A 13,543-nucleotide genomic window follows, 5' to 3' on the forward strand; every position below is an offset into this window, starting at 1 on the left:
AGAAAAAGCGTACAATTTATCTGATGGCCTGAGGAAAATTTACAATCAAAACATTCAAAAATCCGTTGCACTGTTGAAATTGGCACATTGGTTTAAAGAGGTGGAAGAATCAGGATTTAAAGCTTTCTCAGTGCTCAGAAAAACCATAATGAATCATTACAATGAGATTCTCAATTATTTTGAAAGAAGAAGCACGAATGCTTCCGCCGAGTCTTTCAATGCTAAAATAAAAAACTTCAGAGTACAATTAAGAGGCGTGCGGGATAAAGCATTTTTCCTCTTCAGGTTGTCTAAACTTTTTGCCTAGTCCCCAAGTTTTGAGATTGATCCCTTTTTGTTACCACTTTCTGCAAGATGTACAATCGTTAGACTGCCTGTTAGTCGGCTTTCCCTGAATTTTTCGTGACCCATTTTCAAATTTTCAAGATGGGTCACGGAATAGGTCATATAAATCGTGACCTATTTTAATTTTTTTTGATTCTAGCGCAAAACAAAAAACGCTGTAAACATCAATGTTTACAGCGTTTTAGCTTATTTTAGTTTCTCAACCAGCGGAGAGAGAGGGATTCGAACCCCCGGACCTGTTACAGTCAATAGTTTTCAAGACTATCGCAATCGACCACTCTGCCATCTCTCCAAAAACTCCGATCGTATCGTTGTTTTCAGTGGTGCAAATATAGAAAGTTTTTCAATTCTGTCAAAACATTTTCAAAAGAATTTCAATCAAAAAACAATAATCACCTAGAAATCAACTTAATTATTTTTCACAAACATCGACTGCTACAGTGAAGTTTGAATTTTCATTCCTAAAATTACAGCTCCAAATCCTAAAACCAGACTTAATAAAACATATAAAGATAAGATTCCGAATTGTTGATTATGCCACAAAGAATAATTTTCCACAGAGAAAGTAGAAAAAGTAGTGTATCCTCCACAAAGTCCTGTAATTAAAAGAAGTTTTAATGAATTGTCGCTCCTCATAAAATAAGAAGTCAGAAAACCAATGAGAAGACATCCTGTAATGTTCACCAAAAAAGTTCCCATTGGAAATGAATTTATATTCCAAAGTTTTTGGGTATAATTTGATATCAAATACCTCAAAATACTCCCTAAACCGCCGCCAATAAATATGTAAAAAAGATTTCTCATCGTAAAAAACAAACGCACCAAAAAGGTGCGTTTTATATTTTAAAATTAATTATTAATGTAATTCAGCTAAATATTTTTCAGCATCCATTGCAGACATACATCCACTTCCGGCCGCTGTAATAGCTTGTCTGTAGATATGATCCTGAACATCTCCTGCTGCAAAAACTCCAGGAAGATTGGTTCTTGTAGAACCTTTTTCAGTTACGATATATCCGTTTTCATCAAGGTCGATTTGTCCTGCAAAAATATCGGTATTCGGTTTGTGACCGATTGCGATAAAAATTCCGTGAACATCGATTGTAGATTTTTCCTGAGTTTGGTTGTTGATAGCAACCGCTCTTTCTACCAAATTGTTTTCACCTTCGATACCAATTAATTCGTGGAAAAATTTCACTTCAATATTCGGTGTATTCTGAACTCTGTGGATCATTGCTTTTGACGCTCTGAACTCCCCTTTTCTCACCAACATCGTAACTTTATTGACCAATTTAGCAAGGTAAGTTGCTTCTTCTGCCGCCGTATCACCTGCTCCAACTACCACAACATCTTTCCCTCTGTAGAAAAATCCGTCACATGTAGCACAAGCTGAAACTCCTCCTCCATTGTACTTTTTCTCGTCATCAAGACCTAAATATTTTGCTGTAGCTCCTGTTGAAATAATTACTGTTTTAGCAAAAATCTCTTTAGTTCCGGCATATAATTTATGAACTCCTCCAACTTCTTTAGAGAATTCAACTTTAGTGATCATTTCGTAATGAACTTTAGTATCAAATCTTTCTGCCTGTTTTTGCAAATCCATCATCATTTCCGGGCCTGTAATCCCTGCCGGATATCCTGGAAAGTTGTCAACTTCTGTGGTTGTCGTTAATTGTCCGCCCGGCTCCAAACCTGTGTATAATTCAGGTTTTAAGTCTGCTCTTGCTGCATAAATTGCCGCTGTGAAACCAGAAGGTCCAGATCCAACGATCACACAATCTAAAATGTTTTGCTCCATAATTTGCTTTTCAAAAAATTTAAAAATTTCCGACTGCTAATTTCGGAATTTTTAATATGTAATTAAAGTTATTTTAATGATACTTGTCAATATTTAATATGTGAATAGTCGATTAGTTTTTGTCAATAAATCAATTGTCAATAGTGAATTTTTTATCACGTAAAAATTGACACGTGAAACGAATTGACCATTCACAATTCACCTTCTAAACTTTCATCTTAATCTTATCAACATTGATAATCTTGTAAACCAATTCTTTGATCAATTCCGCTTCGCTCATATTTACCGCTCCAAGACCTTTTCCTTTCATATCAAATTCTCTCAAAATTGAGATCACTCTTGTGGCATGTTTTAAAGGATATAATCTTGCACTTTCGGCATAATCTTTTACAAAATAAGGATTAATTCCCATCTGTGAAGCGATAACCTGTGGCGGCTGACCAGCCATCGTATTGTAAATGATAACATTGGAAAAGTAGCTGTACAAATTAGCCAACATCATTACGAAAGGGTTATTTTTAGGATTTTTGCCCATAAAATGTGCAATTTTAAAAGCTGCATTGGCATTTTTTGTTCCTAAAGCTTTCTGTAATTCAAAGACATTGTATTCTTTACTGATCCCGATGTGGTTTTCGATAATTGTTCCGTCAAGCACTTCTCCCTCTTTAAGGATTATTTTTAATTTATTCAGTTCATTGGCAATTCTGGAAAGATCGTTTCCAAGGTATTCTGCCAAGAGATTTGAAATATTCGGAGCCGTTTTTATTTTTAATTTGAGACATTCATCAGCGATCCATTTTGGAAGATTATTTTCCCTGATAGATTCGCTCAGAAAAAGGGCTTTTGCTTTATCTAAAGCTTTCGTAACCTTTTTTCGACTGTCTAACTTCTTGTGTTTGTGAGCAAAAACCAAAACCGTTGACGGAACAGGATTTTCAACATAAGCTTCTAACGCTCTTCCTTCTTCTTCATTCAGCTTTAAATCCTGCGCTTCTTTTACGATAATTACCTGCTTGTCTCCCATCATCGGAAACTGCCTCGCTAACGAAAGAATTTCCTGATAAGTAGTATCTTTTCCGTAGGTAACAGTCTGGTTGAAAGCTTTTTCGTCTTCTTCCAAAAAGTCGTGTTCAAGAGCTTTTACTGCTGAATCAATAAAATAAGGTTCATCTCCGTGGAAAAAATAAATAGGTAAAACTTCTTTATTTTTAATATTTTTGAGGATTAAATCTAATTCTTTCATCTTACTATAATGGAACTCCCAAAACTGAATTTTCAGGAAACTTTTGATTTTAAATTCAAGAAAGACAAAGATAAGTTTTTTATTTATGATGTCGTTCGTAAAACTTACCTTTTGCTCACCCCCGAAGAATGGGTGCGGCAGCATTGGATACATTATTATCTCACCGTGAAATCCTATTCTGTATCCGCTTTAATTACCGAAAAAAAGATTGTTTTAAATGGTTTGACGAAAAGAATTGACCTTTTGGTTACCGAAAAAGCACAGCCAAAAATCCTGATCGAATGTAAAGCTCCGCAAATTAAATTAACGGAAAAAACATTTGAGCAAACTGCAAGATATAACTCTATTATCGGAGCAAAAGAAATTGTTTTGACGAATGGTTTGCAGCACATTCATGCGTTTTATGAAAATGAAGAATACCAATTTTATAAACCTTAATACGTTATAACATTCTATTAATCGATGTTGTAAGTTATTTTTATTAATTTAGATGAGGATTTCGTCGTTGCGAGGAGCGAAGCGACGAAGCAATGACAAACATCTGTAAATCCGACAAATACCCTAGCCCCGATTGCAGTGAAAATCCTTTTTTGAAAAAAAAGATTGCAACGGAAAGCGGGATTAAGCTCCTAAAAAAATAAATTACAAAATATGATACGTTCAATCTTACTAACAGCATTTCTAATGACTTCAGGAACAATTTTCAGTCAGAATCTTAAAACGGTTTCTTATCAGGACGGTTCGCAAAAACTTAACGGTTTGGTAACTTCCAATGCCGGTAAAAAGCTTCCCGGAGTTCTGATTCTTCCTGCATGGAAAGGAATTGATGATGAAGCAAAAACGGCTGCCGCTGAATTGGAAAAACAAGGCTACATTGCTTTTGTTGCTGATATTTATGGCGAAGGAAATATTCCGGCTGACGGTGATTCTGCTGCAAAAACTTCAGGATATTACAAAAAGAATTATGAAGCGTATCAGAAACGAATTTCGCTGGCTTTGGAACAATTAAAGAAAAACGGTGCTATTTCAGATAAAATTGCTGTGATTGGCTATTGTTTCGGAGGAACGGGAGCTTTAGAGTCTGCGAGAGGAAGTCTGCCTGTTGTGGGAGTTGTTTCCATCCACGGAAGTATTGGGAAAGACCAAACCCGAAAAAACGGAGCAATCTCTACTAAAATTTTAGTTGAAAATCCTGCGGATGACAAAGGTGTGACTCCGGAAGATTACAATAATCTGATCAAAGAAATGAATGAAGGAAATGCGGATTGGCAGATTATCACTTATGCGCATTCAAAACACACTTTTACTGATCCGAAATCACCGGATTATAATGAAGTGATGGCCAAAAGAGCCTGGAACCACACGTTGATGTTTTTGAAGGAAATCCTTAAATAGTGTAACAATTTATCAATCTAACAGTGTAACAATTTTACAGCTATTAATTGGTACATTTTTACACTGTTAGATTGTTACATTTATTTTACTCTTCTCTATTCACCAATTCCATTGAAAAGGCAGGAAGACAAATTGCAACATATTCACAAGGTTCAGCAAACGGATTGCTGTAACGAACTCTCGCTCCTTTTTCGACCAAAATACTTTGCCCTTTTTCAAGGATTATAACTTCTCCTTCTATTTCAAATTGTTTTTTACCGGAAATAATTACGGTATATTCATCAAATTGAGGAGTCTGATGCGGTTCACTCCAATCCGGCGGAGCGACCATGTGAGCAATTGAAATATTAGAATTTTGGGTAGAATTTCCCCAATGTTCTTCAATTAGTTTTCCGTCTGTGGTAGGAACTACAAACGGTGATTTTTGGATTTTAAATTTTTTCATGACCAATTTTCTTTTTTGATTTCGTATACAAAATTAGTTCTTGTAGGTTCTCCGAAATAAGCAACTTCCTCTTCCGCAATCTTCTCTCCTCCAAGCCTTTCCAAAGCAATCTGCGAACGGAAATTCTCTTTACCAATATGGAAAAATACGTTGTCTACAAACTGGAAAATATAATCCAGCATTAATTTTTTGACCTTTGGATTGATTCCTTTTCCCCAAGATTTTGTCCCGTAAAAAGTATAGCCAATGAAAATACCATTTTTATTTTCATCAAAATCATAAAAACGCGTACTTCCCAAGAAATATCCGGAACCTTTATCTATAATTTTAAAAGCACCTTCGCTTTCTATCGCACCTTTGAAAAAGTTTTCAAAAACTTCTCTTTGGTAACGATCTTTATTAGGGTGCTGTTCCCAAACTTTAGGATCAGAAGCAACTTCGTATAAAGACTCAAAATCCCCTTGCTGTAAGGGGATTAATTGATATTCTTGATTTTCTAAAATAGGTTGAATAGAAAAGTTCATCTGTAAATATTTATTTTTTTAAGGTCAGATGTAATCTTACGATTTCATTCTTAGCTTTTTGTTTTTGCAGCGTCTGATTCGATTTTCTTGATCTCTTTCAGTTTTTCAGCAATTTTGGTTACTGCTTCCGGTTTTGCCGGTTTCAAAGCCACTTCTGCCTGAGCAAGATCCCATTTCAATACTAAATTTGCAGAATTTTCATCTGTTGGGTTTAATGTAATTTCAAACCACTCCTGCTTGTCTGACAATTTGTTAACCGGAACTGTAACGTCTACAACATCCTGTTTTGGATCATAAGTATATGCTCCCCACTGTTGGAAATCTTTGTTTAAGATCACTTTCCATTCTTTTTCTGTAGGAACGATGAACAATCCGTAAGTTCCTGCAGCAACGATTTTTCCACCGAAGTTAACCGACTGTCCGAATGTAATTTTTGTAGAAGAGTTTGCTCCCGCTCTCCAGACCTGCCCGTAAGGAACCAGTTCTCCGAAGATTTTACGACCTTTCACTCCCGGTCTTCCGTAATCGATGGTAATTTTAGACATTGAAAACTGCTGCTCTACCTGTTGACGCGGACTTGCTGCCGGTACCGAGTAGTCTTGTGCAAAACTGAAAGCTGAAGCTGATATGCAAAGTGCAAATAGTAACTTTTTCACGTGTAAATTTTTGTTTAAAAATACGAAAATCAAAACAAAATAGCCTTCTCCAATTCTAATAATTTTTGTTTTCTCCAGATTCCGCCTGCGTAGCCTACCAATTCGCCGTTTGAGCCAATTACCCGATGGCAGGGAATTAAAATAGCTATTTTATTGATTCCGTTAGCCGTTCCTACCGCTCGGATCGCTTTTGGATTTCCCAAAAACTCGGACTGCTGTTTGTAGGTTCTGGTCTCTCCTATCGGAATTTCACGCAAAAGATTCCAAACATTTTTCTGAAATTCTGTTCCTGTTACAAATAATGGAACGTCAAATTGTTGTCTTTTTCCTTCAAAATATTCTGTTAATTCTTCTTCAAGCTGCTTGAAATGCTTGTTTTCACCTTGTACAATTTCTGCATGTAAAGCTTTAGATAACGAAGTGAATTGCTTTTCCATATTCTTTCGGTCTGTAAATTCAAGCAGACAAATACCTTCATCTACAGCGCACGCAAACATTTCGCCAAGAGGTGTTTTTATTATTTTGCGATATATATTTTCCATCGAATTAAAAATAATAAAATTCCGGCATTTTTTATCTGTTTATTTTGAATGAATAATTCCGTTTGTAGAATATAAAGTATTCTGTCTTAATTAAGACTGATCATTTTCTGTTAAGTTCCAAAAATAAAAGGTAATTTACTTCCTTTAAAATAACCCAATCATACATGTTCAAAAAAATAAGTCTTTTCGTTCTTCTTTTCATCAATTTTTTACTTGTAAATGCCCAAGAAAAAATTCCGTTTAGAATAACCAAACATAATAATATCATTGTAAAGGCTTTGGTGAACGATAAAGATTCTCTGGATCTAATGTTTCAAATCGCAATGGAAGATGCTTCGATCTCTCCTGAACGTAAAAGAAAAGCCGATCATATTGTTTTTAAAGATGAAATCAGCGAAAATAATACCATAAAAATCGGAAAATTAACCCAGAAAAACATTCAATTCTATGATAATGAATTGACAGGTCATGAAGCTGACGGAAAAATTGGAACGGGAATTTTCAAAGGAAAAGCTTTTAAAATTGATTATGATAACAATCAATTTCTTATTTATGATAAAATGCCTGAGCTGAAAGGCTACGAATCAACACCTTTATTTTCTGAAAACGGACAGTTTTATATTGTTGCAGATAACGTTATTGGCGGTAAACAGGAGGAAGTTTATTTTCTTTTACAATCAGGATATTCAGGCGGAATTCTTTACAGCAACGAATTCGCAGACGGAAAAGAATTAGACAAAAAATTAACCGTCACAGGCGAAAAAACATTAAAAAATTCTGCAGGAAAAAGCATCGTAACCAAACAAGGAGTTCTACCCTTTTTAAAGTTAGGAAACATCGTATTGAAAGATGTTTCGGCAGGATTTTTTGCAGGCGATCTTAAAACTCAAAAAACAAATTATTTCGGAGCCGATTTGCTGAGAAGATTTAACTGGATTTTTGATGCGGAAAGGAAAACGGCATATTTTAAACCGAGTAAGTATTTTTCTGAACCTTATTATAAGATTAAATAAATCAAATTTTTCTTACGTAATCCATAAGTTCAATCCCCTTACGATTACCCATTCTCCATTAATCTTTTCCAAAATATATGCCATCCCATCACCATACATTCCGGCAGAATAATACTCTACTTCAATATATGCTTTTTGATGGTCTTTTGAGAAGTAGGGTTTTGTAAATTGATAATATTCATAGCGTTTCTCTTTCTCTCTGTCACGCAAGATATTTTCTAGCAAATCAAAATTATATTTCTTTTTTAAAGCATCACTAATTTCTGTTGGATCAGCATTTTGAGATTGCAATAAAAAATATTCATAATCATCTTTTGTAATTATTTTCTTTAATTTAAAATTTGGCATCCCATCAGCTCCCATAGAAACTAACAAACCCTCAAATTCATTTGGTGTTGTATTGATTAAAGGCATCTCCGGTTTTTTGAATTGTCGTACAATTTTATTAGCATAGTTCTTTTGAACTTTTGCACTATTACGTTCAATAATTTTGGTAATAATCAAATCTGTATCAATTTTATAAATATCAGCTATAGATTGACTTGAACATTTAATAAAAATGAATATAAAAAAAAGTAATAATTTGGTTTTCATATAGTTTTTTATAGTAAGGAAAAATATTGTCTTTAAAGTTATGAAAAGTTCAATTATAATATCTATATCTTACTAACCCAATATTATGGACAATTTATAGATTTTCACAATAAAGTTCAATTCCTTTTATTATGTCTGCAATTTCATTTTTTTGATCTTCAAATTCCGAATTTTCTTTGGCTAAAATTGCATAGTGTTTTGCTTTTTCACATTTACCTGTATTCACCATTGTGAAAATCAAATTATAATACAAAGCTGTTCTTTCAGCTTTACTTGGATTTAGTTTTAATCCTTTGATGAGAATACTATTTGCTTCATCATAAAGTTTTTTTTGATTCAGAAGCTTGCCATAATTTACATAACTTATTACATAAGAACTATCAATTGAAATACTCTTTTTATATTTAGCTTCTGCTTCACTTTTTTCTCCTTTTATATTTTCAATATTTGCTAAAGCATTTAAAATAATAACATTATTTGGTTGTCTTTTATTTGCTTCTCTAAAATATGTATAAGCTTCATTATAATTATTGTTTTCAAGTAAATTCAAACCTTTTAAAAATATTTTTTTTGCAATTGAATCATTGATATATATATTTTCATAAACAATTATTTCTTTTTCTTGAGCTTTATGTACAATTTTTTCTTTGCTAGAATTATTACATGAACACAAAAAATAAAAGATAGAAAATAATAAATATTGTTTCATATAGTTTTTTTAAAATTTTAATTAACTAGATTACCTTTTTCATCTTGTTTTTCAAACCTACCCCATATTGCCGTTTTAAGTATTTATATCTTTTAAAGCTTCGAATTTACTTGAAAACAATAATTATAATTTACATACAAAGCCAAATTTCTGAATTGCTTTATTTCTATTTTTCACAAAGGATTGATATTTTGGTTGTGATAAAATTGTATCTATAGTCTTTTGCCAATATTCCAATGTACATTTTTTAGAATTTTTTGGTTTAATTAACTTTATATCCAAAGCAAATTTTCCCCATGAAATAATACAAGGTGATAATTCTTTATTATTTTTGTCATTCATGATATAGTTTTATTTTAATGCCACCTAATTTACAAAAACATTTATATATTTAATTCTCATCGAACAAAAATCCCCGCAAGAAAACTTACGAGGATTAAATTTATATTTTAGTTTCGAAAATTACATCGTCTCCATTTTGAAACTCATACTTTCAATCACTTTAAGAATTGCTTCCACCGTATCCATTGATGTTAAACAAGGAACTCCGTTTTCAACACTCATTCTTCTGATCTGGAAACCGTCTCTTTCAGACTGTTTTCCTTTCGTCATGGTATTGACAACATACTGAACTTTTCCTTTTTGGATAAGATCAATTAAGTTAACGCTGTCCTCTCCGATTTTGTATCCGATCTTACAAGGAATCCCCTGTTCTGCAAAGAATTTTGCGGTCCCTTCCGTTGCCCAGATTCTGAAACCAACTTCATGGAACCTTGCTGCCAAATCAGCTGCTTCCTGCTTGTGTTTATCAGCTACCGTGAACAAAATTGATCCGTGCATCGGAACTTTTCTTCCGGCTGCAACCAATCCTTTGTACAATGCTTTTTCCAACGTTGTATCTTTCCCCATAACCTCTCCTGTAGACTTCATTTCTGGGCCTAGGGAGATATCAACTTTCGTTAATTTAGAGAAAGAAAATACAGGAACTTTTACATAAACTCCTTCTTTGTTTGGAACCAATCCGTTTTTGTACCCTAAATCTTTCAGTTTCTGACCCAAAATAGCTTTTGTAGCAAGGTTGGCCATCGGAACTTCCGTGATCTTAGATAAGAAAGGAACTGTTCTTGATGAACGTGGATTTACTTCGATCACGTAAACATTACCATCCAATAAAACATATTGAATATTCATTAATCCAATCACATTCAATCCTTTAGCTAATCTTTGAGTGTAATCTACCAAAGTATCGATTTCTGCCTGAGTAACATTTTGTGGCGGATATACTGCGATTGAATCCCCAGAGTGAACTCCGGCTCTTTCGATATGCTCCATAATTCCCGGAATCACAACTGTTTCACCGTCGCAAATTGCGTCTACTTCAACCTCTTTTCCTGTGATATAACGGTCTACTAAAACCGGCTGATCAGGACTTGCATCTACAGCGAACTCCATATAGTGAGCTAATTCTGCTTCAGTGTAAACAATTTCCATTGCTCTACCTCCCAAAACGTAGCTTGGACGAACTAAAACCGGATATCCAATTTCGTTAGCAATTTTTATCGCTTCTTCTTTTGAAGTTGAAGTTTTTCCTAAAGGCTGAGGAATCCCCATTTCCTGAAGGGCTTTTTCAAACTTATCTCTGTTTTCAGCTCTGTCAAGATCTTCCAATGAAGTTCCTAGGATTTTCACTCCGTAACTTGCCAATTTATCAGCTAAATTGATCGCTGTTTGTCCACCGAACTGAACAACAACTCCCATTGGTTTTTCAAGGTCGATGATGCTCATTACATCTTCTTCCGTTAAAGGTTCGAAGTATAATTTATCTGAAATTGAGAAGTCTGTAGAAACTGTTTCAGGGTTATTATTGATGATAATCGCTTCATAACCCAATTCTTTGATCGCCCAAACCGAGTGAACGGTTGCGTAATCAAACTCAACTCCCTGCCCGATTCTGATAGGCCCGGAACCTAAAACGATGATTTTTTCTTTATCTGTAACGATACTTTCGTTTTCCTCTTCGTAAGTTCCGTAGAAATATGGGGTTTCGCTTTCAAATTCAGCAGCACAAGTGTCTACCATTTTGTAAACCGGAATTACGCCGTTCTCTTTTCTGAAGTTGTACACTTCTCTTTGAGTAGACTCCCATAAGTGAGCGATATTCTGATCCGAGAAACCTAATTTTTTAGACTGAATTAAAATTTCTTTGTCGAATTTATGAGCGGCAATTGTTTTTTCGAAATCAACTAATTTCTTTAATTTCCAGATGAAGAATTTATCAATTTTACTCCATTCTACGATTTGTTCCCAGTCGTAACCTCTTCTTAAAGCGTCACAAATGATGAACAATCTTTCGTCATCACAAACTCTGATTCTTCTTTCGATATCCTCGTCTGTTAAAGCTGCAGCCTGTTTTGTTTTTAAGCCTAAATGTCTCAAGCCTGTTTCCAGAGAACGAACGGCTTTTTGTAAAGACTCTTCAAAATTTCTTCCGATTGCCATTACTTCTCCCGTTGCTTTCATCTGAGTCGACAATCTTCTGTCAGCCGTTTCAAATTTATCGAATGGGAATCTTGGGAATTTAGTTACTACATAATCTAAAGCCGGTTCAAAACAAGCGTATGTTTTACCTGTAACCGGATTCATAATTTCATCTAAAGTTAATCCAACTGCGATTTTAGCAGCAATTTTAGCAATCGGATATCCTGTTGCTTTTGATGCTAAAGCTGATGAACGAGAAACTCTCGGGTTAACTTCGATGATATAATATTCGAATGAATGTGGATCTAGAGCCAACTGTACGTTACATCCTCCTTCAATTCCTAATGCTCTGATGATCTTTAATGAAGCATTTCTCAATAACTGATACTCTCTGTCTGAAAGTGTCTGAGAAGGCGCAACAACGATCGAGTCACCTGTGTGAACTCCAACCGGATCTATATTTTCCATGTTACAAACCACAATCGCATTGTCATTTGCATCACGCATTACTTCATACTCAATTTCCTTGAAACCTGCGATTGATCTTTCGATAAGACATTGAGTAACCGGGCTATATTTTAGTCCTAATTCTGCAATTTCTTTTAACTCAGCTTCAGTGGCAGCGATACCACCTCCTGTTCCACCCATTGTGAAGGCAGGACGAACAATTACCGGATAACCAATTTCATTTGCAAAATTAATTGCTCCTTCAACTGTTGTTACGATGTCGGATTCAGGAACGGGTTCATTTAATTCTCTCATTAATTCACGGAACAAATCTCTGTCTTCCGCTCTGTTGATCGCAGAAAGTTTAGTTCCAAGAACCTCAACTTTACATTCTTCAAGAATTCCTGATTTTTCCAATTCTACCGCCATATTCAACCCCGTTTGCCCACCAAGTGTCGGTAAAAGTGCATCCGGACGCTCTTTTCTGATGATGTGACTTACAAACTGAAGTGAAATCGGCTCGATATATACTTTATCAGCGATTTCAACATCCGTCATAATCGTTGCAGGGTTTGAATTAATCAAAATCACCTTGTACCCTTCTTCTCTCAAAGACAGACAAGCCTGCGTTCCCGCGTAATCGAATTCTGCTGCCTGACCTATAATGATTGGTCCTGAACCGATTACTAAAATTGTTTTTATGTCGTTTCTTTTCATTTTTTTTCTTTTTTATTATTCCATGGATTGCATCCGTGGCTATTATTATTGAACCATTTCATGGTTCAGTTTTCTCTTTGCACAGCCACGAAGTGGCTGAATTTTAATAGCCGTAGGTGAAACCTATGGATTGGATAATTAAATCATTCCAACAACCCATAAAATGGGTTGAATATTATTTACCACAGATATTTTTCATCAAGTTCAACTCCATGAGATTTTAGCAAATTCTTATATTCATCCTCAAAAGATTCAGTTTTATGATGCTCTTTTTGATTTTTAATATAATTCATGATCACATCTTTTTCTCTTTCCGAATAAGTAAATGCACCGTAACCACTTTGCCATTCTTCAAAATCAGGAAAAAGTCCGCTTTGCTTTATCCACAAGTTGCTTGAAACCTTAATATCTTTTACAAAACTGCTTAAAGAAACTGATGGATGTAAATCTGTAAATAAATGAATATGATCCGGCATTCCATTAATCCTATAAAGTTTGCAGTTTTTATTCTTGACAATTCCCCAAATATATTTATATAATTGATCTTCATGTTCAATATTCAACACAGGTTTTCTATGCTTCGTACTAAATACAATCTGATAATATATTTGGCGAAATGTTGACATTTTTCTTATTT

16 protein-coding genes and 1 tRNA gene are annotated in these 13,543 nt (G+C 34.5%); 4 read left to right on the top strand and 13 right to left on the bottom strand.

Annotated features, from left to right (window positions below):
* On the top strand, positions 1 to 307 hold a 307-nt coding region (locus tag BT156_RS17250; protein WP_072411985.1), incomplete at its 5' end, for a transposase.
* Between the two features lie 245 nt (positions 308 to 552).
* Here BT156_RS17250 and BT156_RS17255 read toward each other — a convergent pair.
* The 4 genes from BT156_RS17255 to holA all read right to left on the bottom strand — a co-directional run bounded on the left by BT156_RS17255 (position 553) and on the right by holA (position 3,386).
* Positions 553 to 637 (bottom strand) — tRNA-Ser (locus BT156_RS17255).
* A 143-nt stretch (positions 638 to 780) separates the two neighbouring features.
* Positions 781 to 1,149, bottom strand: coding sequence for a fluoride efflux transporter CrcB (gene crcB / locus BT156_RS17260; RefSeq protein WP_072411987.1), 369 nt, complete (start codon positions 1,147 to 1,149; stop codon positions 781 to 783).
* 52 nt (positions 1,150 to 1,201) lie between these two features.
* On the bottom strand, positions 1,202 to 2,143 hold the full coding sequence (gene trxB / locus BT156_RS17265; RefSeq protein ID WP_072411989.1) for a thioredoxin-disulfide reductase: 942 nt from the start codon (positions 2,141 to 2,143) through the stop codon (positions 1,202 to 1,204).
* 205 nt (positions 2,144 to 2,348) lie between these two features.
* Positions 2,349 to 3,386, bottom strand: coding sequence for a DNA polymerase III subunit delta (gene holA / locus BT156_RS17270; protein ID WP_072411991.1), 1,038 nt, complete (start codon positions 3,384 to 3,386; stop codon positions 2,349 to 2,351).
* Positions 3,387 to 3,395: 9 nt separating this feature from the next.
* On the opposite strand from holA, the gene BT156_RS17275 reads away from it, so the two are divergent.
* Both BT156_RS17275 and BT156_RS17280 read left to right on the top strand, forming a co-directional pair.
* The gene (locus tag BT156_RS17275) at positions 3,396 to 3,824 is read left to right on the top strand and encodes a type I restriction enzyme HsdR N-terminal domain-containing protein (protein ID WP_072411993.1); all 429 of its coding nucleotides are present in this window, start codon (positions 3,396 to 3,398) and stop codon (positions 3,822 to 3,824) included.
* 213 nt (positions 3,825 to 4,037) lie between these two features.
* On the top strand, positions 4,038 to 4,781 hold the full coding sequence (locus BT156_RS17280; protein ID WP_072411995.1) for a dienelactone hydrolase family protein: 744 nt from the start codon (positions 4,038 to 4,040) through the stop codon (positions 4,779 to 4,781).
* 85 nt (positions 4,782 to 4,866) lie between these two features.
* Here the strand turns inward: BT156_RS17280 and BT156_RS17285 are convergent, their stop codons facing one another.
* The 4 genes from BT156_RS17285 to BT156_RS17300 are packed head-to-tail and all read right to left on the bottom strand — an operon-like array spanning position 4,867 to position 6,948.
* Positions 4,867 to 5,226, bottom strand: a complete 360-nt coding sequence (locus BT156_RS17285) for a cupin domain-containing protein (RefSeq protein ID WP_072411997.1) — start codon at positions 5,224 to 5,226, stop codon at positions 4,867 to 4,869.
* On the bottom strand, positions 5,223 to 5,750 hold the full coding sequence (locus BT156_RS17290) for a GNAT family N-acetyltransferase (RefSeq protein ID WP_072411999.1): 528 nt from the start codon (positions 5,748 to 5,750) through the stop codon (positions 5,223 to 5,225). Before BT156_RS17290 ends, BT156_RS17285 begins: the two co-directional genes overlap by 4 nt.
* Before the next feature lie 50 nt (positions 5,751 to 5,800).
* Positions 5,801 to 6,406, bottom strand: a complete 606-nt coding sequence (locus BT156_RS17295; RefSeq protein ID WP_072412121.1) for a DUF2911 domain-containing protein — start codon at positions 6,404 to 6,406, stop codon at positions 5,801 to 5,803.
* Between the two features lie 29 nt (positions 6,407 to 6,435).
* Complete coding sequence (locus BT156_RS17300) at positions 6,436 to 6,948, bottom strand: methylated-DNA--[protein]-cysteine S-methyltransferase (RefSeq protein ID WP_072412001.1); 513 nt, start codon at positions 6,946 to 6,948, stop codon at positions 6,436 to 6,438.
* 164 nt (positions 6,949 to 7,112) lie between these two features.
* Here BT156_RS17300 and BT156_RS17305 point away from each other — a divergent pair, with 164 nt between their 5' ends.
* Positions 7,113 to 7,961: a pepsin/retropepsin-like aspartic protease family protein gene (locus BT156_RS17305; RefSeq protein WP_072412003.1), complete on the top strand. Its 849-nt coding sequence runs from the start codon at positions 7,113 to 7,115 to the stop codon at positions 7,959 to 7,961.
* Between the two features lie 12 nt (positions 7,962 to 7,973).
* On the opposite strand, the gene BT156_RS17310 is transcribed toward BT156_RS17305, so the two are convergent.
* The 5 genes from BT156_RS17310 to tnpA all read right to left on the bottom strand — a co-directional run bounded on the left by BT156_RS17310 (position 7,974) and on the right by tnpA (position 13,532).
* Positions 7,974 to 8,555 (bottom strand): hypothetical protein, encoded by a 582-nt coding sequence (locus BT156_RS17310; protein WP_072412005.1) that lies wholly within the window; start codon positions 8,553 to 8,555, stop codon positions 7,974 to 7,976.
* A gap of 94 nt (positions 8,556 to 8,649) precedes the next feature.
* Positions 8,650 to 9,264 carry a hypothetical protein gene (locus BT156_RS17315; RefSeq protein WP_072412006.1) on the bottom strand — a complete coding sequence of 205 codons (615 nt, stop codon included), beginning with the start codon at positions 9,262 to 9,264 and terminating at the stop codon, positions 8,650 to 8,652.
* 123 nt (positions 9,265 to 9,387) lie between these two features.
* The gene (locus BT156_RS17320; protein WP_072412008.1) at positions 9,388 to 9,606 is read right to left on the bottom strand and encodes a hypothetical protein; all 219 of its coding nucleotides are present in this window, start codon (positions 9,604 to 9,606) and stop codon (positions 9,388 to 9,390) included.
* Positions 9,607 to 9,726: 120 nt separating this feature from the next.
* On the bottom strand, positions 9,727 to 12,906 hold the full coding sequence (gene carB, locus BT156_RS17325; protein ID WP_072412009.1) for a carbamoyl-phosphate synthase large subunit: 3,180 nt from the start codon (positions 12,904 to 12,906) through the stop codon (positions 9,727 to 9,729).
* Between the two features lie 179 nt (positions 12,907 to 13,085).
* The gene (gene tnpA, locus BT156_RS17330; RefSeq protein WP_072412010.1) at positions 13,086 to 13,532 is read right to left on the bottom strand and encodes an IS200/IS605 family transposase; all 447 of its coding nucleotides are present in this window, start codon (positions 13,530 to 13,532) and stop codon (positions 13,086 to 13,088) included.
* Positions 13,533 to 13,543: the final 11 nt, after the last annotated feature.

The sequence above is a fragment of the Chryseobacterium limigenitum genome (genome assembly GCF_900114875.1).
In the GTDB taxonomy this organism is placed as follows: domain Bacteria; phylum Bacteroidota; class Bacteroidia; order Flavobacteriales; family Weeksellaceae; genus Chryseobacterium; species Chryseobacterium limigenitum.